Raw genomic sequence first — 23551 nt, forward strand, 5'->3', positions numbered from 1 at the left:
TTACTGGTCGCTGAGCCCCAACAGGCTACGAGCGTATTGCTCCAGCGGCGGGCCCAGCAGGTCTTCTGGCTTGGTGTCGTGGAACGTCAGTAAACCGCCACGACTCTTGATCCGTGCAGTATCGATCAAATACTGGGTGCTGGTCTCGATCAACATGATCTGAATGACGCCGCTGTCGATACCCAGGCGATCCACGGCTTCCTGATCGAGCCATTCGTCCGAGTTGCCGATGCGGTCATCAGCCTTGGCGAACCGTGTGTAGAGCAGGTAATGCGCACCGGCGGCGCGGGCTTCGCCCATGGCGGCATCGAGGCCTTCCGGCGCACGGGCGCGGCGGACCATCGGGAAGTATTCGATAAAGCCGTCGAAGGCTTCTTCCGCCACCACGTTTGGTCGCGGATAGGCGCTGCCCGGTGGGGCAAAGGCGCCCTGGGCGATGTAGATAAAGGAGTCCGGCTGAATGCGGAAGTTATTCACGCGCTGACTGTTGCTGTGATCCAGCAGCCCCGCGTCGCTCATGTGGTAGCGAACACCTTCGCCCATGTCGCTGACATTCATGCAGCCACCAAGCGCCAAAACGGCCAGCAGCAAAACCAGGCTACGCATCCTACCCTCCAGAAGCCGGTGACGGAAAACCGGCGAATGGGCGTTGAATGCAGCTTCCGCGCCAGCTCAGGAACATCAGTGTTTTATAGATCGCTTTCGCGAGCAGGCTCGCTCCCACAGGGGAATGCATTTCATCTGTGGGAGCGAGCCTACTCGCGAATGAGGGTGTATCAGCCGCCGATAATTTTCATGATGGTCGCCCCACCGGAGAACGCCACTTCCTGCTTGTCCCCCAGCGCTTTCACCAGCAATCGCTGCAACGCCGGCAGCGCTTGATGACGCGGTTTGTCCAGCAGATCGCCGACATAGTGGCGATTGCTCGACGACAGGCAACCATGCAGCCAACCCGTGGACGACAGCCGCAGACGCGAACAGGTCCGGCAGAACGGCACGCTTTCGTTGGCAATGACACCGAAGTAGCCCTGCCCCGGGATCTCATAGCGCACCGCCGTGGCATCCACCGGCGCGTTGGCTTGCAGGTATTCGTAACGATCGCCGATCAGGCTCAGCAACTGCTGAAGGCTGACGAACTGTTGCAGGAAGGCGTTATTGTCGCTGGCCAAGTGGCCCATGCGCATCAGCTCGATAAAACGCAGCTCATAGCCACGTTCCAGACAGTAATCGAGCAGCGGCATCACCTGATCGAGGTTCTGCCCGCGCAACGGCACCATATTGACCTTGATCTTGATCCCGGCCACCGACGCCTGGTCCATGCCGTCGAGCACCGTCGCCAGATCACCACCGCGAGCAATGCTGCGGAACGCGCTGGCGTCCAGGGTATCGAGGGAAACGTTGATGCGCCGGATACCGGCATCCACCAGCAGCGGCAGTTTTTTCGCCAGCAACTGGCCATTGGTGGTCAGGCTGATGTCTTCCAGGCCCATCTTGCCGACGGCCGCCATGAAAGCTTCGAGTTTGGGACTGACCAGCGGCTCGCCGCCGGTGATGCGCAACCGCTCGATGCCAGCGGCTTCGATCAGATACGCCACGCCACGCGCCATGGCCTCGGCCGACAGTTCATCCTGCGCAGCGACCAGCCGCTTACCGTTCGGCACGCAATAGGTACACGCGTAATTGCAGGCTGAGGTCAGGCTGATCCGCAAATTGCGAAAACGCCTGCCTTGACGGTCAACGATCATTGATCACTCCGGCAGAAGAAGTTTCGAGACCGCTAAAACTTGACTCACAAATCAAGTTTTAGCAATACCTAAGCCTGAGTATATTCCTGCGGTACTGCGCCATGTAGCGAAATAATGGCGCAATCAGCCAGCTGAATGGCTCAGCTGCTTGGGGTGTCGGTGTCGCGCTTGCGCTTGTTGCCCATGCGTACGCCGATGTCCATCAGGAACTGGAAGAAACCCTCCTGATCTTCCAGCACATTGCTCCAGAACGGCGAGTGATACAGCGCCACGGCGCCATGCACCAGCGCCCAGGACGCGCAGTAATGGAAGTACGGCGGCACGTCTTCAAGCTTGCCTTCGCTGATCCGGCCCTTGATCAGCAGGGTCAGGCGTTCGAAGTTCGAGGCACGGATCTTGTGCAGCTCCTCGACCATCTCCGGCACCTGGTTGCCCTTGACCACCTTTTCTTCCAGACGATCAAACAAACGATAGCGTTGCGGATCGCGCATGCGGAATTCGAAGTAGGCCCGGGACAGGGCTTCCTTGTCCTTGTCGACATCGGCGGAATGCAACAGCTCGTTCAAATCGCGCTCGTAATCGAGCATCAGGCGCAGATAGATCTCGGCCTTGGATTTGAAGTGCTTGTAGATCGTGCCTTTGCCGATACCGACGGCATCAGCAATCATCTCGACGGTGACGCTGTCTTCACCTTGGTCGAGGAACAGCTTGAGCGCGGTATCGAGAATTTCTTGCTCGCGGCGACGAAACTCACGGACCTTACGAGGTTCTTTATGCATAAGAAAAGGTCTGTAGGGGTCAAAATTCGAAGCCGCGTATTATGCCTAACTTGCGCCAAAATGCACGGATCATCCGAGCATATCTGTGTTTCTTGATGATTTCACGCAAGGTCGCCGGTTGATGAGAACTCTTCCGAAGCGGCCGTATTCCAAAATTGTTTAAAAACCGGGGCGGCTAAACTGGCGTCGACGCAATACTGATCAATACTTGAACTGTCGGCGAGGCATCTCCCCCAAGTGCCGCGTCGATATAGGTACCAACGGACCGCGTGCCTTTGTTTTACTCCTAATGGTCTTAACCCGGATTCACCCCCCAGAACCCGGGTTTTTTTTGCCTGCGATTCAACCCTGTGGGAGCGGGCTTGCTCGCGAAGGCGGCACTGAGTCCTAAGCTGATTTCACATGCGCCAACGGAAACAACCGCTTGAAATTCTCAGTGGTCTGCTCGGCAAATCGCTCGTAAGACTCACCCCGCAGCATCGCCAGAAACTCTGCCACTTCCCGCACATATTGCGGCAGGTTCGGTTTGCCGCGATAAGGGATCGGCGCGAGGTACGGCGAATCGGTTTCCACCAGCAAACGGTCGGCTGGCACTTTGCTCGCCACGTCGCGCAACGCATCGGCATTGCGGAAGGTGACAATCCCGGACAAGGAAATGTAATAACCCATGTCCAGCGCAGCCTTGGCCATGTCCCAGTCCTCGGTGAAGCAATGCAGTACACCGGCCTGGGGCAACGCGGCTTCGCGCAACAGGCTCAAGGTATCGGCGCGAGCGCCACGGGTGTGGATGATCACCGGTTTGCCGGTCTGCTGAGCGGCTTGCAGATGCAGGCGGAAAGATTCCTGCTGCAACTCCGCCGCTTCCGGTTCGTAGTGGTAATCGAGGCCGGTTTCACCAATCGCCACCACCCGCGGGTGATTCAGTTCCTGCAACAGCCAATCCAGCGCGGGCGCGGCACCGGGTTGCACATCCAGCGGATGCACGCCGACCGAACAATCGACGTCGTCATAACGCTCGGCCAGCGCTTTGACATCAGCGGCATTATCGACGCTGACGCCGATACACAGAAAGTGCCCGACTCCGCGCTGGCGGGCCGCATCGAGTGCGGCATCCAGGGAGCCGTCGTGGGCGGCAAGGTCGAGGCGGTCAAGGTGGCAATGGGAATCTACGAGCATAAAAGGGCTGCAACTTACATCGTATGAGTGGGACGGTCGGACTTCAGGGCTCCGGCCAGATGGGTTTCGATTCGACTGCGAGCGGTGTTGTCACCGTCGTTGAACTGCACGCCAACTCCGGCGGCGCGGTTGCCCTGGGCGCCTTTGGGCGTAATCCAGGTGACTTTGCCGGCGACCGGAATCTTTTCCGCCTCGTCCATCAGGTTCAGCAACATGAACACCTCGTCGCCCAACTTGTAGCTTTTGTTGGTCGGGATGAACAGGCCGCCGTTCTTGATGAACGGCATGTAGGCTGCATACAGCACGGACTTGTCCTTGATCGTCAGGGACAAAATGCCGTTGCGCGGCCCGGTGTTGACGGGTTCATTCATGCTGACCTCCACTGCGGATGCTCAGAGTCTAGTCACTTCTGGCCCGGCAAAGACACCCATTGCACCAGCAGCGCCTCAAGCAGCAGCGCCGGATTCAGGTTGGCCTTGCTCATGACCTTCTGACGCTGGGCGAGAATCCAGTCCTGAATATTCAGGACTTTGTCCTGCCCGGACTTCTGCGCCAGGTATTGAATGACCTTGCGCATGTCCATCAGGCCCAGGCCTTCTTCATCCTTGGTCAACTGATAGCGCAGGATCAGGCTCGACCAGTCACAGAACCAGTCAAACAGCAGCAATTGCGGAATACTTTTCCATTCCTCGGCCAGCTGGGTCGGCGACTTCTGCTGCTTGAGCAGTTGCTTTACGCCTTCGACCACCAACATCCGTTGCTCGCGTACACCCTGATTCTGCAACTTGACCGCGCCCAATGGTGAACCAGCAGCCAATGTCAGCAGCTCGACGCGTTCGTCCTGCGAGCAGTCCGGCAACGCCGTTGCCAACCACGCCAGGCTCATCGCCTCGCTGGGCAGCGGACAAGCCTGCTGCTGGCAGCGGCTCTTGATCGTTGGCAGCAAACGGCTGGTCTGGTGACTGACCAGCAGCAACACGGTATCGCCGGACGGCTCTTCAAGACTTTTGAGCAAGGCGTTGGCGGCGTTGACGTTCATCGACTCGACCGGCTCGATCAGCACCACTTTGCGCCCGCCCATCTGCGCGGTCTGCACCACGAAGCTGACCAGATCGCGCACTTGGTCGACCTTGATCGCCTTGTCCGCTTCTTCAGGTTCGAGGATGTAGTTGTCGGGGTGACTGCCGGCCTTGAGCAACAGGCAGGACTTGCACTCGCCGCAGGCATCCAGGGCCGTCGGACGCTGGCACAGCAAATGCGCCATCAACCGCTCGGCCAACGCACGTTTACCGATGCCGGCCGGGCCATGCAGCAAATAGGCGTGGGCGTGCTGTTTACGGCCCGCCAGTTGCTGCCAGAGCTCGTCCTGCCATGGATAGGCCTCAGCCACGGGTCAACTCCAGCAAACGCGGGAGCAACGCATCCAGGGACTGCTGGACTTGTGGCAGCGGCTGGGCGGCATCCACCAGCACATAACGCGCCGGATCCGCTTCAGCGCGCTTGAGAAAGGCACTGCGCACGGCATCGAAAAAGGCTCGACCTTCGAGCTCGAAGCGATCCAGCCGACCGCGAGCGCTGGCGCGGGCCAGGCCGACTTCCACCGGCAGATCGAAAATCAGTGTCAGGTCCGGACGCAAGTCGCCCTGGACGAAGGTTTCCAAGGTCGCGATGCGCTCCAGCGACAAACCGCGACCGCCGCCCTGATAGGCGTAGGTCGAATCGGTAAAGCGGTCGCACAACACCACCGCGCCACGGGCCAGCGCCGGACGAATCACCTCCGCCAGATGCTGGGCGCGGGCGGCGAACACCAGCAGCAACTCGGTATCGGGGTTCATGACTTCATCCACCGGGGCCAGCAACACTTCGCGAATGCGCTCGGCCAACGGCGTACCGCCCGGTTCGCGGGTCAGCAGCACTTCGATACCGGCGGCGCGCAGGCGCTCGGCCAGGTATTCGCGATTGGTGCTCTTGCCGGCGCCTTCCGGGCCTTCCAGGGTAATAAACAAGCCAGTCACAGGCAGTCCTTAATCAGTGTCATTGCGAGCTTTGCGGTGTCGGCGTCGACGCATCCGGTTCGGCTGCGGGTTCTTGCGCCGGCGTTGGCGGTACAGCTTCAGGCGCAGTCGTTGGCTCAGGCGCGGGAGGCGGCTCTTGCGCTGGCACTTGCGGCACCGCTTCCGGCGCGGTATCGGGTGACGCCGCAGGAATCGGCGTCTCGGCTTCCGGCGTCACTGGGGCGTTAGCCGGAGCCGGGCTGGAACGGTAATCCGCACGGCGCTTGAGCTGAAACTCGCGCACCGCCGAGTTATGGGCATCCAGGTCATCGGAGAACACATGGCTGCCGTCGCCGCGCGCTACAAAATACAAGCTGTTGCCGGCCACCGGGTTCAGCGCCGCATGGATCGCCTCACGACCGACCATCGCAATCGGCGTCGGCGGCAGGCCGGAGATCATGTAAGTGTTGTACGGCGTCGCTTCCTTGAGATGGGCGCGGGTCAACTTGCCGGTATAGCGATCACCCAGACCGTAGATCACCGTCGGATCGGTCTGCAGCATCATGCCCATCGCCATCCGCCGCACAAACACGCCAGCAATCTGCCCGCGCTCCTGCGGAACACCAGTTTCCTTCTCCACCAGCGAGGCCATGATCAGCGCCTGATAGGGTTCGGTGTACGGCACATCAGCGGCACGTTTTTCCCATTCCTTGGCCAACACCTCATCGAGGCGTTCATAGGCTTTTTTCAGCAACTCGGCATCGGTCATGCCACGCACGAAGCTGTAAGTGTCCGGGAAGAAGCGGCCCTCAGGGAAAATCCCGCTGTGACCCAGCTTGTCCATCACTTGGGTGTCGCTCAGGCCGGTGAGGGTTTGCTTGAGCTTGTCATCCTTGGCCAGTGCCGCACGAACCTGATGGAAATTCCAGCCTTCGACCAGCGTCACGCTGTACTGCACCACTTCGCCACGCTTCCACAGGTCGATCAGACCGTCGACGGTCATCCCCGGCAGCATGCGGTATTCACCGCTGTGGATCGGCGTGGCGGAAAGGTTGAAGCGCCAATAGACGCGCAACCAGAAGGCGTCCTTGATGACGCCATCGGTTTCGAGTCGATAGAAAGTGCGGGTCGGTGTCGTGCCCTTGGGCACTTCCAGCAGTTCTTCCTGGGTGATATTCAGCGGCTGTTCCAGCGCCGAATGGATTTTCCAGGCCGAAGCAGCGGACAGCAGCCCTGCCAGAACCAGACCGGTTTCCAGCAGCAGCAAGAGTTTACGTCTCACGTATCAAGCATCCAGTAGCGCGCGGGCAATGGTTTGGAGTTTACGGGTGAGCGGGCCAACCGACCAGCTCAGTGCTGCATAGGCGCGCACCGGCCAAATGCCATACACGCTGTTGCAGACGAAGACCTCATCGGCCCATTGCAGCTGATCGAGGCTGATGTCGGTGATTTGCGTGGGGATCCCCAATGACTCAGCCTGAAACAATAATTCCGCACGCATCACGCCGGCCACGCCGCAGCGCTTCAGATCGGCGGTGATCAGCACACCATCGCGCACCAGGAACACGTTACTGAAGACACCTTCGATGACGCGACCGACCTGATCGAGCATCAAGCCTTCAGCGTGTTCGGTGTCTTGCCATTCGGCACGCGCAAGCACTTGCTCAAGACGGTTCAAGTGTTTGAGCCCGGCGAGCAGTGGTTGTTTGGAAAGTCGTGTGGTGCAAGGAAACAAACGAACGCCCTGCTCCGCATGGACAACAGGATAAGCAGCGGGAGGATTGCCTTGCAGAATGCGTCGGGCCTGGGCCGAAGGATCGGGTGCATAACCGCGCAAGCTGTCGCCGCGAGTGAGGATGAGCTTGAGCACGCCCTCGCCCAATGCGGCGGCATAGGTCTGCAGCTCGCTGCGGACCAGCTCCTGATCGGCAGTGATCGCCAGGCGTGAGCAACCTTGCGCCAGACGCGACAAATGCCGGTCCAGCAACAACGGTTGCCCACCTCGCACAGCGATGGTCTCGAACAGACCATCACCGTAGGCCAGGCCGCGATCCTTCAGCGACAGAGCGTCAGCCGGCTGACCGTCGACCCAGCTGTCCATCAGTCAGCGAACCGGCGGAACACCAGCGAGCCGTTGGTCCCGCCAAACCCGAAGGAGTTGGACAGCACCACATCGATATCCATGTTGCGCGCGGTGTGCGGCACGAAGTCGAGGTCGCAGCCTTCGTCCGGCTCATCGAGGTTGATGGTCGGCGGCGCCACCTGGCTGTTGATCGCCAGCACACTGAAGATCGCCTCGACCGCGCCCGCCGCACCCAACAGGTGGCCGGTCATGGACTTGGTCGAACTGACCGCCAGTTTGTAGGCGTGATCGCCGAACACCGACTTGATCGCGCAGGCTTCGGCGAGGTCGCCAGCCGAGGTCGACGTGCCGTGGGCGTTGATGTACTGGACCTGATCGCTATTGATCTTGGCATCGCGCAGGGCGTTGGTAATGCAACGCGCAGCGCCTGCACCGTCAGCCGGTGGCGACGTCATGTGGAACGCATCGCCGCTGGTGCCAAAGCCGATCAGCTCGGCGTAAATGGTCGCGCCACGGGCCTTGGCGTGCTCCAGTTCTTCAAGCACCAGCGCACCGGCGCCATCGGACAGGACGAAGCCATCACGGCCCTTGTCCCATGGACGGCTGGCGCGGGTCGGCTCGTCGTTGCGGGTCGACAGTGCGCGGGAGGCACCAAAGCCACCCATGCCCAGGCCGCAAGCAGCCATCTCGGCGCCGCCGGCAATCATCACGTCGGCTTCGTCGTACATGATGTTGCGCGCCGCCATGCCAATGCAGTGCGTACCGGTGGTACACGCAGTGGCGATGGCGTAGTTAGGTCCCTGTGCACCCAGGTGGATGGACAGGAAACCGGAAATCATATTGATGATCGAGCCAGGCACGAAGAACGGTGAAATTCGACGAGGGCCGGAATCATGCAGCGTGCGGCTGGTTTCTTCGATATTGGTCAGACCGCCAATACCCGAACCCATGGCCACACCGATGCGCTCACGGTTGGCGTCAGTGACTTCCAGACCGGAGTTGCGCACAGCCTGAAACCCTGCGGCCAGACCGTATTGAATGAACAGGTCGAGCTTGCGAGCTTCCTTGACCGACAGGTATTCCTCGACATTGAAGCCCTTTACCGAGCCGCCAAAACGGGTGGAATAGGCAGAAAGGTCGGTGTGTTCGATCAGACCAATGCCACTGCGGCCAGCCAGAATGCCCTGCCAACTGCTTGGCACATCCGTGCCCAGTGGCGACAACATACCCATACCGGTGACTACGACGCGTCTACGCGACACAGCACTCTCCTTTTTCAAATGACGACTTTGCATCAGGCCTAAAGAAAAAACCGCACGCCGTGATGGCAGTGCGGTTTTTCCATGACAGCAAGCAACGATTACAAGCTATTAAGCCTGGTGGTTAGTAACGTAATCGATTGCAGCTTGTACAGTAGTGATCTTCTCAGCTTCTTCGTCAGGGATTTCGGTCTCGAATTCCTCTTCCAGAGCCATCACCAGCTCAACGGTGTCAAGGGAGTCGGCACCCAGGTCTTCAACGAAGGAAGCAGTGTTGACCACTTCTTCTTCTTTAACGCCCAGTTGCTCAGCAACGATTTTCTTGACGCGCTCTTCGATGGTGCTCATACCTTGTTTTCACTCCTAATGGACAAATTCAGGCAGCTGGCCAGTGGGTAAGTGTATAGAAAGACTTTTCAGTTTTTCAACTGAAAGCTTCACTCCTCAAACCCGGGGGCCCTCTGCCTATAAATAGATTGCAGCTTTATAACGGATTTTAGACAGCTCGTATGACATTTTTTTGAAGCAACCCGTCACATTTAACTCATGTACATCCCGCCGTTCACCGGGATTGTAGCCCCAGTAACGTAAGCCGCACCGTCGGACGCAAGAAAAGCGACCACAGACGCGATCTCTTGTGCTTGCCCCAGACGGCCCAGCGGAATCTGTGTCACCAAGGATTCACGCTGCGCTTCAGGCAGTTCGCGGGTCATATCGGTGTCGATGAACCCTGGGGCCACCGAGTTTACCGTAATCGAACGCGAACCGACTTCACGCGCCAGTGCGCGGCTGAAACCTTCCAGACCGGCCTTGGCGGCAGCGTAGTTTACTTGGCCTGCGTTGCCCATGGCACCCACAACCGAACCAATACTGATAATTCGTCCCCAACGCGCCTTGGTCATGCCACGCAAAACGCCCTTGGACAGGCGGAACAGACTGTTCAGGTTGGTATCGATGACGTCGTTCCATTCGTCGTCTTTCATGCGCATCATCAGATTATCGCGGGTGATGCCAGCATTGTTGACAAGGATTACCGGGACACCGAACTGCGCAGTGATGTTCGCCAGCACCGCTGCAACGGACTCGTCGCTGGTGACATTGAGTTCCAGGCCAGTGCCTTGAATACCGTTTTCTTTCAGGGTAGCGGCGATGCGCTCGGCACCCGAAGCGGTGGTCGCGGTGCCGATGACGATGGCGCCCTCACGACCCAGTTCCAGGGCGATAGCCTGGCCGATACCGCGGCTCGCACCGGTGACCAGTGCAACTTTACCTTGCAGACTCATGCAAGTTTCTCCTGATTCAGGCCAGCGCTGCGCGAGCGGCAGCGAAAGCGTCTGGGGTATTGAGGTTAGATGTCGATACGCCTTCGGCGCAGCGTTTGTTCAGGCCGGCAAGCACCTTGCCAGGGCCGCACTCGACCAGTTGGGTCGCGCCCTTGGCTGCCAGCGCCTGGACCGATTCGACCCAGCGCACAGGCTTGTAGAGCTGCTCAAGCAGATCACGCTTGAGGGTCTCCAGATCGGCCGGCACCGCAGCGCTGACGTTCTGGACAACCGGAATCTGCGGCGCCTGCCAGTCGATGGCAGCGATGGACTCGGCAAACCGCTCGGCCGCCGGACGCATCAGCTCGCAGTGAGACGGCACGCTGACCGGCAACGGCATGGCGCGCTTGGCACCACGCGCCTTGCAGCCTTCAATGGCACGCTCGACCGCAGCCTTGGCGCCAGCAATAACCACTTGGCCCGGGGAGTTGAAATTCACGGCGCTGACCACTTCGCCTTGCGCCGCTTCGGCACAGGCTGCCAGCACGTCGGCATCTTCCAGACCGAGAATAGCGGCCATGCCGCCCTGCCCGGCCGGAACGGCTTCTTGCATCAACTGGCCACGACGTTCGACCAGTTTCACCGCGTCGCCCAGGCTCAGGCTGCCCGCAGCTACCAGGGCGCTGTATTCGCCCAGGCTGTGACCGGCAACATAAGCCGGACGCGCGCCGCCTTCAGCCAGCCACAGGCGCCACAAGGCGATCGAGGCGGTCAGAATGGCCGGCTGGGTTTTATCGGTTTGATTGAGCTGCTCTTCCGGCCCTTGCTGGGTCAGTGCCCACAGGTCGTAACCCAGGGCATCGGAAGCTTCTTTGAATGTTTCGAGGACCACTGGATGTTGCGCGCCCAACTCGGCCAGCATGCCGAGGGACTGCGAACCCTGTCCTGGAAAGACGAATGCGAGGGAAGCAGACATGTAACAAGCCCCTAATGATCTTGTCGTCGGAGAATTGACGTCCCGCTGGGGGACTGCAAGAAACTGACAGTTGGATGGCCAATTGAACTGAGCGGTCACATTTAAGCATTGTCCGACGAAAACGCCTAAGGCAACAAATCCTCAAGACGACCGTGAAGCCGTTCCGGGAGGTTTTCCTGGATCTCGATCAGGGCCCGCTGAATCGCACTCTGAAAACCCTGCACGCCCGCCGAACCATGGCTTTTCACGACAATGCCCTGCAAACCGAGGAAGCTAGCGCCATTGTGTCGCGCAGGAGCCAGATCCGCCTGCAAGCGCTTCATCAGCGGCAATGCCAGTGCACCGACCACCCGCGAGGCCAGGCTTTGCTTGAACAAGGCCTCGATGCGCCCGGCAATCATGGTCGCCAGGCCTTCGCTGGACTTGAGCAGGATATTGCCGACAAAGCCGTCACACACCACCACATCCGCCTCGCCGCGATAAACACCGTCACCTTCGACAAAACCGATGTAGTTGATGCCCCGCGCGTTCTGCAACAAGGTCGCGGCCAGCTTGACCTGCTGATTGCCCTTGATGTCTTCCGTACCGATATTCAGCAACGCCACGCGAGGGCGAACCACACCCAGGGTTTCCGCCGCCACCGAGCCCATGATCGCGAACTGCAACAAGTGCTCGGCACTGCAATCGACGTTCGCACCAAGATCAAGCAACTGGCAATAACCTTTCTCGGTCGGGATCGCCGCGACCATCGCCGGCCGATCGATGCCCGGCAAGGTCTTGAGCACAAATCGCGACAGGGCCATCAACGCGCCGGTATTGCCCGCGCTGACACAGGCCTGGACCTTGCCATCACGCAACAACTCGAGGGCCACGCGCATCGATGAATCAGGCTTGCCACGTAAGGCCTGGGCAGGCTTTTCGTCCATGGTGATGACTTCGGACGCGGGTGTAATCGACAGGCGCGCGCGATCCACAGCCGAATGACTGGAGAGCAGTTCTTCTAAAAGGGTAGGTTGACCGACGAGGGTCAGGTGCAGCGAGGGCGTAGCAGACAGGCAAGCAAGGCTGGCCTGAACAATGCTGCGGGGACCGAAGTCCCCGCCCATTGCGTCAATCGCGATGACTTGAGCAGACAAGTGATTACTCGTCAGCGCCCTTGTCGATCACTTTACGGCCACGGTATACGCCTTCTGGCGATACGTGGTGACGCAGGTGAATTTCACCGGTGGTTTTTTCTACAGACAGAGTGCTTGCCGTCAGGGCGTCGTGCGAACGACGCATGTCACGGGCAGAGCGGGATTTTTTGTTCTGCTGAACAGCCATAATTGATTAACTCCTAAACGTTTGGGTCACGCTTTAACTGCGCCAATACACTGAACGGGTTGGACCGCGTTACCTCGTCCTCGCTCGGTTCGGGCTCATCGAGACCCGCCGGCTGCTGGCATTCTTCCGGATGATGAGCAGGCACAATGGGCAAGGCGAGCAGAAGCTCCTCCTCGATCAGTGACTGCAGATCCAATGGATCTTCGCCCAGTTCCAGCACGTCATAACCTTTCGGCAACGACTGGGTATTCGCACCCTCCTTCACCACAGCATAACTGCATTCGCTATGGATCGGCAGGGTGACCAGCTCAAGACAACGCTGGCAAACCATTTTGACTTCGGTGTCGATAAAACTGTGGATTACCACAGACTTACGTTCATCTCGTTCAAAAACGAATTTAGCCTGCACCGTACCGACAGTGTCGGAAAGCGGGTCGCAGAGTCTCTCCAAATCGGCCAGCAGCAATTCACCTTGAAGGGTGGTGCCACGATCAGCCAATTTGCGCGGGTCAACGTGAGGTGGAATCGGGTCATTCAACATAGGCGCAGCATTATAGGGATGCACCCAGCCATGTCAAAGGAAATTCAACCCTGTCCGTCACTTGGAAGCCTCGCTAGAATTCGGCCCTGCCTTTTGGAGATGCCCATGCTGCCTTTATTACTCGCTTCAAGTTCGGTTTATCGCCGGGAATTGCTGGCCCGCTTGCAGCTTGAGTTTACCTGCAGCTCGCCGGATATCGATGAAAGCCATCGCCCGGACGAGTCCGCGATTAATTTGGTAAAGCGCCTGGCCGAAGAGAAAGCGCGGGCGCTGGCGGGTAGCCACCCCGCTCATCTGATCATCGGCTCCGACCAGGTCGCGGTACTCGGCGAGCGGATTATCGGCAAACCCCACACCTTCGAAAAGGCCCGCGAACAACTGCTGGCTTCCAGCGGTGCCAGCGTGACCTTCCTGACCGGCCTCGCGCTGCTCAACAGCCAGACCGGCCACTGCCAGGTCGACTGCGTGCCGTTCACCGTGCACATGCGCACACTCGACCCGGCGCGCATCGAACGCTACTTGCGCGCAGAACAGCCCTACGACTGCGCTGGCAGCTTCAAGGCCGAAGGTTTGGGGGTGAGCCTGTTTCAAAGCACCGAAGGCACTGACGCCACCAGCCTGATCGGCCTGCCGCTGATTCGGCTGATTGATATGCTTTTGGTTGAAGGTGTGCAGATTCCTTGATGATTAAAAGATCGCAGCCTCGTTTCACTCGACAGCTCCTACAAGGAATACGCATTTCAACGTAGGAGCTGTCGAGTAAAACGAGGCTGCGATCTTTTGACGTAAAAAAACCGGCCGAAGCCGGTTTTTTATGCGCTCAAGCAATCAGCGCAACGATGGACCGTGAAACCCCATCCACATCGCAATCTGCTCAGCCACGCTGGCGCCGAGCTTCTTCGAGAAGCGATCAAGCGGCGATTCCTGGACGGTGAAGTCGACGATTTCTTTCTCGCCAATGATATCGCGAGCAACCGAACTGGTATTTCCCAGGCCATCGATCAAGCCCAGCGGCAGCGCCTGCTCACCCGACCAGACCAGGCCGGAGAACAGTTCAGGATGGTCCTTGTCCTTGAGACGGTCGCCACGACCCTTCTTCACACTGGCAATAAACTGCTGGTGAGTGGTGTCGAGCACGCCCTGCCAGAACTGGGTTTCCTCAGGCTTCTGCGGCTGGAACGGGTCAAGAAACGATTTGTGCTCGCCAGAGGTGTAAGTGCGGCGCTCAACGCCGAGCTTTTCCATGGTGCCGACAAAACCGTAGCCGGCCGCCGTCACACCAATGGAGCCCACCAGGCTCGCCTTGTCGGCGTAGATCTGATCCGCCGCGCTGGCAATGTAATAAGCGCCGGAAGCGCCCAGGTCCGAGATCACGGCATACACCTTGACGTTCGGATGCAAGGCACGCAGGCGACCAATTTCATCGTAGACGTAACCCGACTGCACAGGGCTGCCACCCGGACTGTTGATCCGAAGGATCACACCCTTGACCTTCTCGTCTTCGAAGGCTGCACGCAGGCTGGTCACGATGTTGTCGGCGCTGGCGGTCTCTTTGTCAGCGATAACGCCCGTGACATCGATCACTGCTGTGTAATTTGAGCCACGGGTAGCGCTTTTTTCCATGCTGATCAGCGGCGACAGCAACAGCAAGGCAACAAACAGATACGTAAAAGCCAGGAATTTGAAGAAAATCCCCCAGCGACGGGAGCGGCGCTGTTCCTGCACACCGGCCAGCAAGGTCTTTTCCAGCAGCTTCCAGCTCTTCTCGTCACCACCTTCAGCGCTCGATTTGTCGGGCGCTTTCCATTCGTCGGTCATTCCATCTACCTCAGCAAAAATGTTTTAGGTGCGCTGATTCAACCACGCATGCAATTCAGAAAAATGATCAATGGCCAGTCGCGGCTCAAACAGTTTCAGCGCCTCAATGGACTGGGCGCCATAACTGACCGCAACCGAATCCATGCCGGCGTTGCGCGCCATCTGCAAATCGAAGGACGAATCCCCGACCATCAGCGCTTGCTGCGCGGTCACACCACAATGGGCGAGGATCTCTTCCAACATCAGCGGATGCGGCTTGCTGGCGGTTTCATCGGCGGCACGGGTGATATCGAAATAATTATCCCAACCATGCGCCTTGAGCACCCGATCCAGCCCGCGACGCGCCTTGCCGGTGGCGACCGCCAAGTGATAACCCTCGTCACGAAACGCCGCCATCGACTCGACCACGCCTTCGAATAACGGCGAAGGCACTGCTTCCGCGGCGATGTAGTGATCCGCGTAGTGCTGACGGAACGCTATCAGCTCGTCATCACCGATCTGCGGGTACAACGTGCGAATCGCCTCGGGCAACCCCAGGCCGATAATGCCTTTGACGGCAAAGTCGTCGCACAATTGGAAACCGGAGCGCTCGGACGCGACATGCATCGCCTCGACAATCCGACCAATGGAATCGGCCAAGGTGCCGTCCCAATCAAAAATCAGCAGTTTGTAATCAGAGGGGTGCACTCAGGCGCTCCACGGTCTTGGCCCACATCTCATCGACCGGCGCCTGCAACTTCAGCTCGCCGCCATCAGGCAACGGCACGGTCAGCATGTAGGCGTGGAGGAACAGGCGCTTGCCACCCAGGTCGCGAATTTCCTTGCTGAAATCGTCATCGCCGTACTTGGTGTCACCGGCAATGCAATGCCCCGCGTGCAAGGTGTGGACGCGAATCTGGTGAGTGCGGCCGGTGATCGGCTTGGCTTCGATCAGGGTGGCAAAGTCGCCGAAACGACGCAGGACCTTGAACACGGTCACAGACTCCTTGCCCTCCTCCTCATCGACCTCGACCATGCGCTCACCGGAGCGCAGGTTGCTCTTGCCGAGCGATGCCCGGACTTGCTTGATCGAGGCCGCCCAGTTGCCGCGGACCAGCGCCATATAGCGCTTGTCGACGCCATCGCCACGCAACGCCGTGTGCAAGTGACGCAGCATGCTGCGCTTCTTGGCGATCATCAGCAGGCCGGAGGTGTCACGGTCGAGACGGTGAACCAGCTCAAGCTCCTTGCAATCGGGGCGCAACTGACGAAAGGCTTCGATCACCCCGTAAGTCAGCCCGCTGCCGCCATGGACCGCGATGCCACAAGGCTTGTTGATCACGATCAACGCCTTGTCCTCGAAGATAATCGAGGCTTCGAGGCGTTGCAGCAGGCCTTGTGCCAGCGGTACCGGCTCGTCGCGCTCAGGCACGCGAACCGGCGGCACGCGCACGATATCGCCCGCCTGCAGCTTGTATTCGGGCTTGATCCGGCCTTTGTTCACTCGCACTTCGCCTTTGCGCAAAATGCGGTAAATCAAGGTCTTGGGCACGCCTTTGAGCCGAGCGAGAAGGAAGTTATCAATACGTTGGCCGGCATATTCCGGCGAGACCTCCAGCAGTTGTACGGCTGGGGTCGAAGGGGCAGTAGTCGTCATGGCGCGGATGATAACAATTTTTTATGGAATTGAAGCACTTAATCATTGCTGCTATAGTCGCGAACGCCGCCAAAAGCGGCCTGGACAGCGGACTAACGGTCAAAAACCGGCCCTGACCAACGCAATTCACCAGGACGCGAGGCCGTCCTACGGGGCTTTCGCTACGTAACGGTGGAGTTTGCAGGTGTAACGAGCGCAGGTGACATGAGGCCTGAATCAAGCGGCAAAGCAGAGTTTTCACTCGCCTTGCGAGCCAATATTCATGGCCAGTTCACAAAGTGCAGTCAGCTGCGAATGACCCCGAGCGAACGCTTCGGAAACAACGCCTAAATTAGCCATGATGCGTGACCTCCCCTTTCGGAGCTCACGGTAAATGCCAACCCGCTGCGGATTCTGCGCGCGGCAGCACCCGAATTATCAGGGATACGTGTAGGGTGGAGATGCACAACCGCTGGACTGTGTAGCAATAGGCTTTATCAAGACGCTTCATCTCGTCCACAGCCGCTGGTTGATTCCTCCTCCTGACTGAGTGCTTAAGTAGCCACAGCAAGCAGGACGCGTACGTCGCGACGCCGGCCCCTATTGGTCGCCATCGCTAGACACTGGAGTGTCCAACCACTCCTGACGCACCTGACACCGACCGTGAGAAGTCGTGTGTGCCGAACGCCGTTTCCGGCAGCCCGGAAACCGACGGTACTACATGAAAAGAATGCTGATTAACGCAACTCAACCCGAAGAGTTGCGTGTTGCACTGGTAGATGGCCAACGCCTCTACGACCTGGACATCGAATCCGGTGCACGCGAGCAGAAGAAGGCCAACATCTATAAAGGCCGGATTACTCGCATCGAACCAAGCCTTGAGGCTGCCTTTGTCGATTTCGGCTCCGAGCGCCACGGCTTCCTGCCCCTCAAAGAAATCTCCCGCGAATACTTCAAGAAAGCCCCCGAAGGCCGCGTCAACATCAAGGACGTCCTGACCGAAGGCCAGGAAGTCATCGTCCAGGTCGAAAAAGAAGAACGTGGCAACAAGGGCGCAGCCCTGACCACCTTCATCAGCCTGGCCGGTCGTTACCTCGTGCTGATGCCGAACAACCCGCGTGCCGGCGGTATCTCCCGTCGCATCGAAGGTGAAGAGCGCAACGAACTGCGTGAAGCCCTGAACGGCCTGGTTGCACCTGCCGACATGGGTCTGATCGTGCGCACTGCCGGCCTTGGCCGCAGCAGCGAAGAAATGCAGTGGGACCTCGACTACCTGCTGCAACTGTGGACCGCTATCAAAGAAGCGTCGCTGGATCGCTCCGCGCCATTCCTGATCTATCAGGAAAGCAACGTGATCATCCGCGCCATCCGCGATTACCTGCGCCAGGACATCGGCGAAGTGCTGATCGACAGCGTTGAAGCCCAGGACGAAGCCCTGACCTTCATCCGCCAGGTGATGCCGCAGTACGCCAGCAAGATCAAGCTGTACGAAGACAGCGTTCCGCTGTTCAACCGTTTCCAGATCGAAAGCCAGATCGAGACCGCTTTCCAGCGCGTCGTTGAACTGCCTTCCGGCGGCTCCATCGTTATCGATCCGACCGAAGCCCTGGTGTCCATCGACATCAACTCGGCGCGCGCCACCAAAGGCAGCGACATCGAAGAAACCGCCCTGCAGACCAACCTTGAAGCCGCCGAAGAAATCGCCCGTCAGTTGCGCTTGCGCGACATCGGCGGCCTGATCGTCATCGACTTCATCGACATGACCCCTGCCAAGAACCAGCGCGCCGTGGAAGAGAAAGTCCGCGAATGCCTGGAAGCCGACCGCGCTCGCGTGCAAGTCGGTCGCATCTCGCGCTTCGGCCTGCTGGAAATGTCCCGTCAACGCCTGCGCCCATCGCTTGGCGAAAGCAGCGGCATCGTCTGCCCGCGTTGCAACGGCACCGGCATCATCCGCGACGTTGAATCGCTGTCGCTGGCGATCCTGCGCCTGATCGAAGAAGAAGCCCTGAAGGACCGCACCGCCGAAGTTCGCGCACAAGTGCCGATCCCGGTGGCCGCTTTCCTGCTCAACGAAAAACGCAACTCGATCACCAAGATCGAACTGCGCACCCGCGCTCGCATCGTCATTCTGCCGAACGATCACCTCGAAACGCCGCACTTCGAAGTTCAGCGCCTGCGTGATGACAGCCCGGAAGCCCACATCAACCAGTCCAGCTACGAAATCGCTGCTGCCGCTGCCGAAGTGGAAGAAGTCCAGCCAGCCGCTGCGACCCGCACCCTGGTTCGCCAGGAAGCCGCGGTCAAGACTGCACCGGCCCGTGCCAACGCACCGGTGCCGACCGAAGTCGTCGCTGCCGCTCCAGCACCTGCACCGGTTGCCGCGCCAGAGCCAAGCCTGTTCAAAGGCCTGGTGAAGTCGCTGGTCAGCCTGTTCGCTACCAAAGAAGAGCCAGCTGCTCCGGTTGTGGTTGAAAAACCTGCGACCACCGAGCGTCCGGCCCGTAACGAAGAGCGCCGCAACGGTCGTCAACAGAGCCGCAACCGTAACGGTCGCCGCGATGAAGAGCGCAAGCCTCGTGAGGAACGTGCACCGCGTGAAGAACGCGCACCACGTGAGCCACGTGAAGAGCGTCAACCACGCGAAGCCCGTGAAGAGACCACCACTACCCCGGTAGTCGCTCGCGAAGAACGCGCACCACGCGCCCCTCGTGAAGAACGTGCACCGCGCGCTCCTCGTGAAGACCGCAAACCACGTGGCGACCGCGAAGAGCGTCCGGTACGTGAACTGCGCGAGCCACTGGATGCCGCTCCTGCTGCGCCAGTCGCTGCCGCTGCCACTGCCGTTGCTGCTACCACTGAAGAGCGTCCAGCCCGTCAGCCACGTGAAGAACGCGCGCCACGCCCACCGCGTGAAGAGCGTCAGCCACGGGCCGAACAAGCGGCTGCCGCCTCCGAAGAAGAACTGCTGACCAGCGAAGAGCAGCAACAGGAAGACGGTCAGGAAGGCGCCGAAGGCGATCGTCCACGCCGCCGCTCCCGTGGCCAGCGTCGTCGCAGCAACCGTCGCGAGCGTCAACGTGATGCCAACGGCAACGTGATCGAAGGTTCGGAAGAATCCGAGTCCGCCGACGGTAGCGAAGCCAGCGAAACCAACGAAGCGCCAAGCGCTGCCGATCTGGCCGCCGGCCTGGCTGTTACTGCAGCCGTTGCCAGCACCGTGATCAGCGCGCCTGCCGAAGCCCAGGCTCACGAGCAAGCCGAACGCGCCACTGCTGCTGTTCAGGAAACTGCACCAGTAGAAGCGCCGGTGGTTGAAGCGACTACTCCGGTAGAAGCCACAGCCGCTCCGGAAGTTGAAGTAGCGCCGGTTCGTGAAGCACAGCCTGAAGTTAAGGCTGCTGCCGAGCCTGCTTTCGTCGCCGAGCCAGTGGTTGTCGCAGAATCGGTTGTCGAAACATCGACCGAAACCGTGACCGAAGCTGTGCGTGAAGTGCGCGAAGAGCAAACCGCGTTCAACTGGGTTGCCGAGCCGGTAGCCGCCGAGCCAGTCGTCGAAGCACCAGCGCCAGTCGCTGAAGCTCCGGCGGTTGAAGCGATGGTCTCCGAGCCAGTGGTTGCCGCTGCCGAGCCTGCTCCAGTGGTCGAAGCTCCAGTTGTCGCGCAAGTCGCTGCACCAGTGGTCGAAGCTGCCCCTGCCAGCGCCCTGACCGAAAATGGCCGCGCGCCGAACGACCCACGTGAAGTGCGTCGCCGCAAGCGTGAAGCCGAGCGTCTGCAGAAAGAAGCCGAACTGGCTGCCGCTGCTGCTCCGGCTGTTGCCGAGCCAGCACCGGTTGTAGCTGAAGTCGTCGAGGCAGCTCCTGCCCCGGCCGCTGAAGTCGCTGCCGACCCGGTTGAATCCGTGATCGACGAAGCACCTCGCTCCGTTCAGGAAGCGGTACAGCAACACGAAGAAGCCCAGGAAAAAGAACACGAGCCTAAACCCCTCGTCTGATTCCATCGGCTACTAAAAAGCCCCGCCTGGTGATCCAGGCGGGGCTTTTTTTATCTGTAAAAATCGACAGCCCGACGAAACCTGCCAGCGGGTTATGACCGAGCCCCTTGGCGCGCCTCGCTGAACACTGCCTTAAATATTTGTAAGCAAGTATTACGAAAGCATCGTGCAACGTGCAGAATAGAGCGGTTGCAGGGCTCAAGGCAGGTCCTGCCACGGCCCGAAAACCTTCGGCCCGTTATGGAGCAAGAGTGCATGACTATGGAAATTGCTGAACTGGATGCTTTTAAAGCGATTGTTGACTACGGCAGCGTCACGCAAGCAGCAATCAGGTTGAACCGCGCTCAATCCAGTATTTCCTTCCGGATCAAGACGCTTGAATCACGACTCGATACCAAGCTGTTCGAACGCTCCGGTCGCGGTATCACAATGACGGTGCAAGGCAAGGAGCTCTATGCCTACGCCTCACAAATCCTCGAACTGGTGGCACGTGCCCAGGCCAGTCTGAACCAGGCAAAAACCGAAACACGGGTTCGCCTTGGGGTCATCGAAAACCTCACCATTACTCGCCAGAACCTGCTGCAAAGCATCGTGGCCAACCCAGACGGCCTGGCCGTGGATGTCAGCATTGGTAACACGCAGTCGCTGCTCAAGGATTTAGAGGCCGGCAAGCTCGACGCGGTGATTGTCGGCGCTGGCTTTGCGCCTGCGCATTATCGCCGGGTGACGCTGTTCAACGATCCGCTGGCGCTGATCTACAGCGCAACCCAACCCGCCATTCAGGACTTGAAAGCGTTCAGCGGCCAAGTGTTCCTGGTCAATAGTCGGCGCAGCGCTTCGCAACGCAATCTCGACGAGCTGTTTCTGATGGGCAACATCACCCCGGAAAAAATCATCGAGTGCGGTTCTTATCCGCTGCTGTTTTCGAATGTAATCAACGGCGTCGGTGTTGCCTTGGTGCCGCTGTCACTGGTTGATTCGTGTTGTCGCAGTGAACAGGTGCAAACCTACTTCCTGAATGGCTCTTACGCCTCGCTAACCACCGAATTCGTGTTTTTCGATCACCCTGGCAAACCTGCCCCCAGGGCACTGGCGCAATGGGTGCTGGACTTCGAAAAACCGGCCCGCGCACCGCTGATGGCATCGACGGGATAACGGGCCGGGTTGCGTCAGCAGTTACACGATTGGCGCACCACCTCATCCTCGAACAGGTTGGACAATTGCAGCCCATCCTCCTGGCTGCTCGCGCGGATGACATCACCGTGCTGCAACTCGAACGCATCCTTGTCGGTGCTTAATGAAGCGCCGAGCAACACGTAGTGAACCGTACCGGGCTCGCAGAGTTCTTCATGCTGGAACAACAGGACTTCCAGTTCGCGCTTTGTAAACATCAATTGATCCAGCCCCAATAGCGACTGCTTGTCCCACACAGTTTCCCCGCGCCGGACAATCGAACTCCTCACCACCGTATGGCGCGGTGGTTCAGCGATCACCAATTCGTGGCACAACGCGGTGTTGCGCAACTTGGAAAGACCGGCCAGCCCGGGTTGGGTGTGACGCAACACCGGATCAGAGAAATCCACTGCCAGGGTGTAGCCGATATAGCGCGGGTTTCGGCAATCGTCGATCAGGTACACACAGGCATACTCGATCTCGATTCCCGCGCCACTGGCGTGACACGGCGACTTGATCGCCCGGGAGGCTGCGACCAGTCCTTTGCCATTGCCTTTGTAGTACCAGTCCGGCGAGGACCGTTCAGGCATGGGCAGACCATTGACCGAACGGTGCGTATAACCGAAACCGCTCACCATGCACTCGGCATCCAGCACCGGCCGCAGTGGCACGTTGAAGGTCATCGATGCCAGCGCCTCAACCGGTATCGCTGTCAGGGACAAACCGCTTTTGAACTGCTCCCAGGATTGCTTGCTGCGCATGAACCGCACAGCCAATGCCTGAGAACTCTCTGCGCCTTCGACCTGCCAGAGCGCAGTCGATGCGCCCTCGTCCTGCACAAGACCCACCCACCGCACACCGTGGCGGTCGACCGAATCGATGATTCTGTCCATCAAGCGGCCTCCGTGCGCAGCGCCACTGGTGCCCGCCGTTTAATCGAACAGAGGATCACCCCGAACACAATCAGCACCAGGCTGACCAAGTGATAGGCATGCAGTTGTACGTCGAGGAACACGATACTGAACAACCCGCCGGACAACGGCACCAGGTGAGTGAAGATCTCGCCACGGGTGGCACCGATTTCGCCGATGCCTTTGCTCCAGAACAGATACGACAACCAGGACGGGAAGATCACCAGATAGGCCAGGCCCAGCCACGGTGCCGCGCCCTGCCCGAGGTTAAATGTCAGGTCCGGGTGCAAGACCCAAACGCCCAGACTGAACGGAATCAGGCACAGCGCCCCCACTACCGCGCAATACGTCACGAACGCATTGCCGGCGATGGTCTTGGGTTTGGTCCGCAAGAAAGAGCAATAGACAGCCCAACTGGCAGCCGAGGCCATGGTCCAGAAATCGCCTTTATTGAAGCCTTCCAGAAAGCTCAAATCGGATAAGTGCCCCATCGTCACCAGCCAGAACACCCCGACGGTGCTGATGACCACCCCAAGCATGTTCGAGCGGGAGATAAAATCACCGAAAACGAAACGATTGAGGGCCAATACCAGGCATGGCGTGGCCGACAGGTAAATCGCCGCATTCAATGAACTGGTGTATTGCAAACCGATATACAACGTCAGCGGAAAGATAACTTGCCCGCAAACCGCCAGCATCACCAGGGTCAACCATGACTTGCGCGCAGCCGGCAAACTGGCGATCACGGCCTTATAGTTGATCAGCAGAAGCAAGGCACTGGTAATCAACCATCGAAGTTGCGACAGCAACACCGGATCAACATCCACCACCATCAACTTTCCGACAACATAGTTACCGCCCCAGAACACGGCGGCGAGTGAAAGTAATAAGTACGGCATTGA

At 59.2% G+C, this 23551-nt stretch carries 24 protein-coding genes; 3 read left to right on the top strand and 21 right to left on the bottom strand.

Features of this window, described 5'->3' with window-relative positions; genetic code table 11:
• The 16 genes from LOY68_RS23325 to LOY68_RS23400 form a co-directional block, all read right to left on the bottom strand.
• Positions 1 to 606: a DUF4823 domain-containing protein gene (locus LOY68_RS23325; protein ID WP_054613866.1), complete on the bottom strand. Its 606-nt coding sequence runs from the start codon at positions 604 to 606 to the stop codon at positions 1 to 3.
• A gap of 170 nt (positions 607 to 776) precedes the next feature.
• Positions 777 to 1745: a GTP 3',8-cyclase MoaA gene (locus tag LOY68_RS23330; RefSeq protein WP_265040249.1), complete on the bottom strand. Its 969-nt coding sequence runs from the start codon at positions 1743 to 1745 to the stop codon at positions 777 to 779.
• A gap of 140 nt (positions 1746 to 1885) precedes the next feature.
• Complete coding sequence (locus LOY68_RS23335; RefSeq protein WP_008152317.1) at positions 1886 to 2524, bottom strand: TetR/AcrR family transcriptional regulator; 639 nt, start codon at positions 2522 to 2524, stop codon at positions 1886 to 1888.
• Positions 2525 to 2911: 387 nt separating this feature from the next.
• Positions 2912 to 3700, bottom strand: a complete 789-nt coding sequence (locus tag LOY68_RS23340; protein ID WP_265040263.1) for a TatD family hydrolase — start codon at positions 3698 to 3700, stop codon at positions 2912 to 2914.
• Between the two features lie 14 nt (positions 3701 to 3714).
• Positions 3715 to 4071 carry a PilZ domain-containing protein gene (locus tag LOY68_RS23345; RefSeq protein WP_054051788.1) on the bottom strand — a complete coding sequence of 119 codons (357 nt, stop codon included), beginning with the start codon at positions 4069 to 4071 and terminating at the stop codon, positions 3715 to 3717.
• A gap of 32 nt (positions 4072 to 4103) precedes the next feature.
• The gene (locus LOY68_RS23350; RefSeq protein ID WP_265040265.1) at positions 4104 to 5090 is read right to left on the bottom strand and encodes a DNA polymerase III subunit delta'; all 987 of its coding nucleotides are present in this window, start codon (positions 5088 to 5090) and stop codon (positions 4104 to 4106) included.
• The gene (tmk, locus tag LOY68_RS23355) at positions 5083 to 5715 is read right to left on the bottom strand and encodes a dTMP kinase (RefSeq protein WP_054051783.1); all 633 of its coding nucleotides are present in this window, start codon (positions 5713 to 5715) and stop codon (positions 5083 to 5085) included. Before tmk ends, LOY68_RS23350 begins: the two co-directional genes overlap by 8 nt.
• A gap of 19 nt (positions 5716 to 5734) precedes the next feature.
• The gene (gene mltG, locus LOY68_RS23360; protein WP_265040268.1) at positions 5735 to 6976 is read right to left on the bottom strand and encodes an endolytic transglycosylase MltG; all 1242 of its coding nucleotides are present in this window, start codon (positions 6974 to 6976) and stop codon (positions 5735 to 5737) included.
• Positions 6977 to 6979: 3 nt separating this feature from the next.
• Positions 6980 to 7795, bottom strand: a complete 816-nt coding sequence (gene pabC / locus LOY68_RS23365; protein WP_265040269.1) for an aminodeoxychorismate lyase — start codon at positions 7793 to 7795, stop codon at positions 6980 to 6982.
• Complete coding sequence (fabF, locus tag LOY68_RS23370) at positions 7795 to 9039, bottom strand: beta-ketoacyl-ACP synthase II (RefSeq protein ID WP_054051777.1); 1245 nt, start codon at positions 9037 to 9039, stop codon at positions 7795 to 7797. Before fabF ends, pabC begins: the two co-directional genes overlap by 1 nt.
• 108 nt (positions 9040 to 9147) lie before the next feature.
• A complete protein-coding gene (gene acpP / locus LOY68_RS23375; protein WP_003442511.1) occupies positions 9148 to 9384 on the bottom strand; it encodes an acyl carrier protein in 237 nt (78 codons plus the stop codon).
• A gap of 191 nt (positions 9385 to 9575) precedes the next feature.
• Positions 9576 to 10319, bottom strand: coding sequence for a 3-oxoacyl-ACP reductase FabG (gene fabG / locus LOY68_RS23380; protein WP_163913032.1), 744 nt, complete (start codon positions 10317 to 10319; stop codon positions 9576 to 9578).
• 16 nt (positions 10320 to 10335) lie between these two features.
• The gene (gene fabD, locus LOY68_RS23385) at positions 10336 to 11274 is read right to left on the bottom strand and encodes an ACP S-malonyltransferase (RefSeq protein ID WP_054051772.1); all 939 of its coding nucleotides are present in this window, start codon (positions 11272 to 11274) and stop codon (positions 10336 to 10338) included.
• Between the two features lie 125 nt (positions 11275 to 11399).
• Entirely contained in the window at positions 11400 to 12410 is a 1011-nt protein-coding gene (plsX, locus tag LOY68_RS23390) for a phosphate acyltransferase PlsX (RefSeq protein ID WP_163913030.1), read from the bottom strand.
• A gap of 4 nt (positions 12411 to 12414) precedes the next feature.
• Positions 12415 to 12597, bottom strand: coding sequence for a 50S ribosomal protein L32 (gene rpmF / locus LOY68_RS23395; protein ID WP_008152339.1), 183 nt, complete (start codon positions 12595 to 12597; stop codon positions 12415 to 12417).
• A gap of 13 nt (positions 12598 to 12610) precedes the next feature.
• A complete protein-coding gene (locus tag LOY68_RS23400; RefSeq protein WP_004371317.1) occupies positions 12611 to 13138 on the bottom strand; it encodes a YceD family protein in 528 nt (175 codons plus the stop codon).
• 105 nt (positions 13139 to 13243) lie between these two features.
• On the opposite strand from LOY68_RS23400, the gene LOY68_RS23405 reads away from it, so the two are divergent.
• On the top strand, positions 13244 to 13822 hold the full coding sequence (locus tag LOY68_RS23405) for a Maf family protein (protein WP_163913028.1): 579 nt from the start codon (positions 13244 to 13246) through the stop codon (positions 13820 to 13822).
• 144 nt (positions 13823 to 13966) lie between these two features.
• On the opposite strand, the gene sppA is transcribed toward LOY68_RS23405, so the two are convergent.
• Genes sppA through rluC form a run of 3 tightly spaced genes read right to left on the bottom strand, consistent with a single transcriptional unit; the run spans position 13967 to position 16592 of the window.
• Positions 13967 to 14956: a signal peptide peptidase SppA gene (gene sppA / locus LOY68_RS23410; RefSeq protein ID WP_054051767.1), complete on the bottom strand. Its 990-nt coding sequence runs from the start codon at positions 14954 to 14956 to the stop codon at positions 13967 to 13969.
• 24 nt (positions 14957 to 14980) lie between these two features.
• On the bottom strand, positions 14981 to 15643 hold the full coding sequence (locus tag LOY68_RS23415; RefSeq protein ID WP_265040292.1) for an HAD-IA family hydrolase: 663 nt from the start codon (positions 15641 to 15643) through the stop codon (positions 14981 to 14983).
• Positions 15630 to 16592, bottom strand: a complete 963-nt coding sequence (rluC, locus tag LOY68_RS23420) for a 23S rRNA pseudouridine(955/2504/2580) synthase RluC (protein WP_054051763.1) — start codon at positions 16590 to 16592, stop codon at positions 15630 to 15632. The genes LOY68_RS23415 and rluC overlap by 14 nt, the downstream gene beginning before the upstream one ends.
• A gap of 700 nt (positions 16593 to 17292) precedes the next feature.
• On the opposite strand from rluC, the gene rne reads away from it, so the two are divergent.
• Together rne and LOY68_RS23430 are read left to right on the top strand one after the other, a co-directional pair.
• Positions 17293 to 20565, top strand: coding sequence for a ribonuclease E (rne, locus tag LOY68_RS23425; protein ID WP_265040295.1), 3273 nt, complete (start codon positions 17293 to 17295; stop codon positions 20563 to 20565).
• A 255-nt stretch (positions 20566 to 20820) separates the two neighbouring features.
• The gene (locus LOY68_RS23430; protein WP_163913022.1) at positions 20821 to 21720 is read left to right on the top strand and encodes a LysR family transcriptional regulator; all 900 of its coding nucleotides are present in this window, start codon (positions 20821 to 20823) and stop codon (positions 21718 to 21720) included.
• A gap of 14 nt (positions 21721 to 21734) precedes the next feature.
• On the opposite strand, the gene LOY68_RS23435 is transcribed toward LOY68_RS23430, so the two are convergent.
• Complete coding sequence (locus LOY68_RS23435) at positions 21735 to 22631, bottom strand: hypothetical protein (RefSeq protein ID WP_163913020.1); 897 nt, start codon at positions 22629 to 22631, stop codon at positions 21735 to 21737.
• Positions 22631 to 23548, bottom strand: coding sequence for a DMT family transporter (locus LOY68_RS23440; RefSeq protein WP_123510037.1), 918 nt, complete (start codon positions 23546 to 23548; stop codon positions 22631 to 22633). The genes LOY68_RS23435 and LOY68_RS23440 overlap by 1 nt, the downstream gene beginning before the upstream one ends.
• Positions 23549 to 23551 lie beyond the last annotated feature (3 nt).

It is taken from the genome of Pseudomonas sp. B21-053 (assembly GCF_026016365.1).
In the GTDB taxonomy this organism is placed as follows: Bacteria; Pseudomonadota; Gammaproteobacteria; order Pseudomonadales; family Pseudomonadaceae; genus Aquipseudomonas; species Aquipseudomonas nunensis.

What these genes read in the sequence shown, in the direction of transcription:
- fabG (WP_163913032.1), bottom strand. Translation starts at nt 10,319, where the DNA reads ATGAGTCTGCAAGGTAAAGTTGCACTGGTCACCGGTGCGAGCCGCGGT.
- LOY68_RS23430 (WP_163913022.1), top strand. Translation starts at nt 20,821, where the DNA reads ATGACTATGGAAATTGCTGAACTGGATGCTTTTAAAGCGATTGTTGAC.
- LOY68_RS23345 (WP_054051788.1), bottom strand. Translation starts at nt 4,071, where the DNA reads ATGAATGAACCCGTCAACACCGGGCCGCGCAACGGCATTTTGTCCCTG.
- sppA (WP_054051767.1), bottom strand. Translation starts at nt 14,956, where the DNA reads ATGACCGACGAATGGAAAGCGCCCGACAAATCGAGCGCTGAAGGTGGT.
- LOY68_RS23330 (WP_265040249.1), bottom strand. Translation starts at nt 1,745, where the DNA reads ATGATCGTTGACCGTCAAGGCAGGCGTTTTCGCAATTTGCGGATCAGC.
- rpmF (WP_008152339.1), bottom strand. Translation starts at nt 12,597, where the DNA reads ATGGCTGTTCAGCAGAACAAAAAATCCCGCTCTGCCCGTGACATGCGT.
- rne (WP_265040295.1), top strand. Translation starts at nt 17,293, where the DNA reads ATGAAAAGAATGCTGATTAACGCAACTCAACCCGAAGAGTTGCGTGTT.
- LOY68_RS23335 (WP_008152317.1), bottom strand. Translation starts at nt 2,524, where the DNA reads ATGCATAAAGAACCTCGTAAGGTCCGTGAGTTTCGTCGCCGCGAGCAA.
- LOY68_RS23340 (WP_265040263.1), bottom strand. Translation starts at nt 3,700, where the DNA reads ATGCTCGTAGATTCCCATTGCCACCTTGACCGCCTCGACCTTGCCGCC.
- LOY68_RS23405 (WP_163913028.1), top strand. Translation starts at nt 13,244, where the DNA reads ATGCTGCCTTTATTACTCGCTTCAAGTTCGGTTTATCGCCGGGAATTG.
- pabC (WP_265040269.1), bottom strand. Translation starts at nt 7,795, where the DNA reads ATGGACAGCTGGGTCGACGGTCAGCCGGCTGACGCTCTGTCGCTGAAG.
- LOY68_RS23400 (WP_004371317.1), bottom strand. Translation starts at nt 13,138, where the DNA reads ATGTTGAATGACCCGATTCCACCTCACGTTGACCCGCGCAAATTGGCT.
- LOY68_RS23435 (WP_163913020.1), bottom strand. Translation starts at nt 22,631, where the DNA reads ATGGACAGAATCATCGATTCGGTCGACCGCCACGGTGTGCGGTGGGTG.
- fabD (WP_054051772.1), bottom strand. Translation starts at nt 11,274, where the DNA reads ATGTCTGCTTCCCTCGCATTCGTCTTTCCAGGACAGGGTTCGCAGTCC.
- rluC (WP_054051763.1), bottom strand. Translation starts at nt 16,592, where the DNA reads ATGACGACTACTGCCCCTTCGACCCCAGCCGTACAACTGCTGGAGGTC.
- LOY68_RS23325 (WP_054613866.1), bottom strand. Translation starts at nt 606, where the DNA reads ATGCGTAGCCTGGTTTTGCTGCTGGCCGTTTTGGCGCTTGGTGGCTGC.
- acpP (WP_003442511.1), bottom strand. Translation starts at nt 9,384, where the DNA reads ATGAGCACCATCGAAGAGCGCGTCAAGAAAATCGTTGCTGAGCAACTG.
- LOY68_RS23440 (WP_123510037.1), bottom strand. Translation starts at nt 23,548, where the DNA reads ATGCCGTACTTATTACTTTCACTCGCCGCCGTGTTCTGGGGCGGTAAC.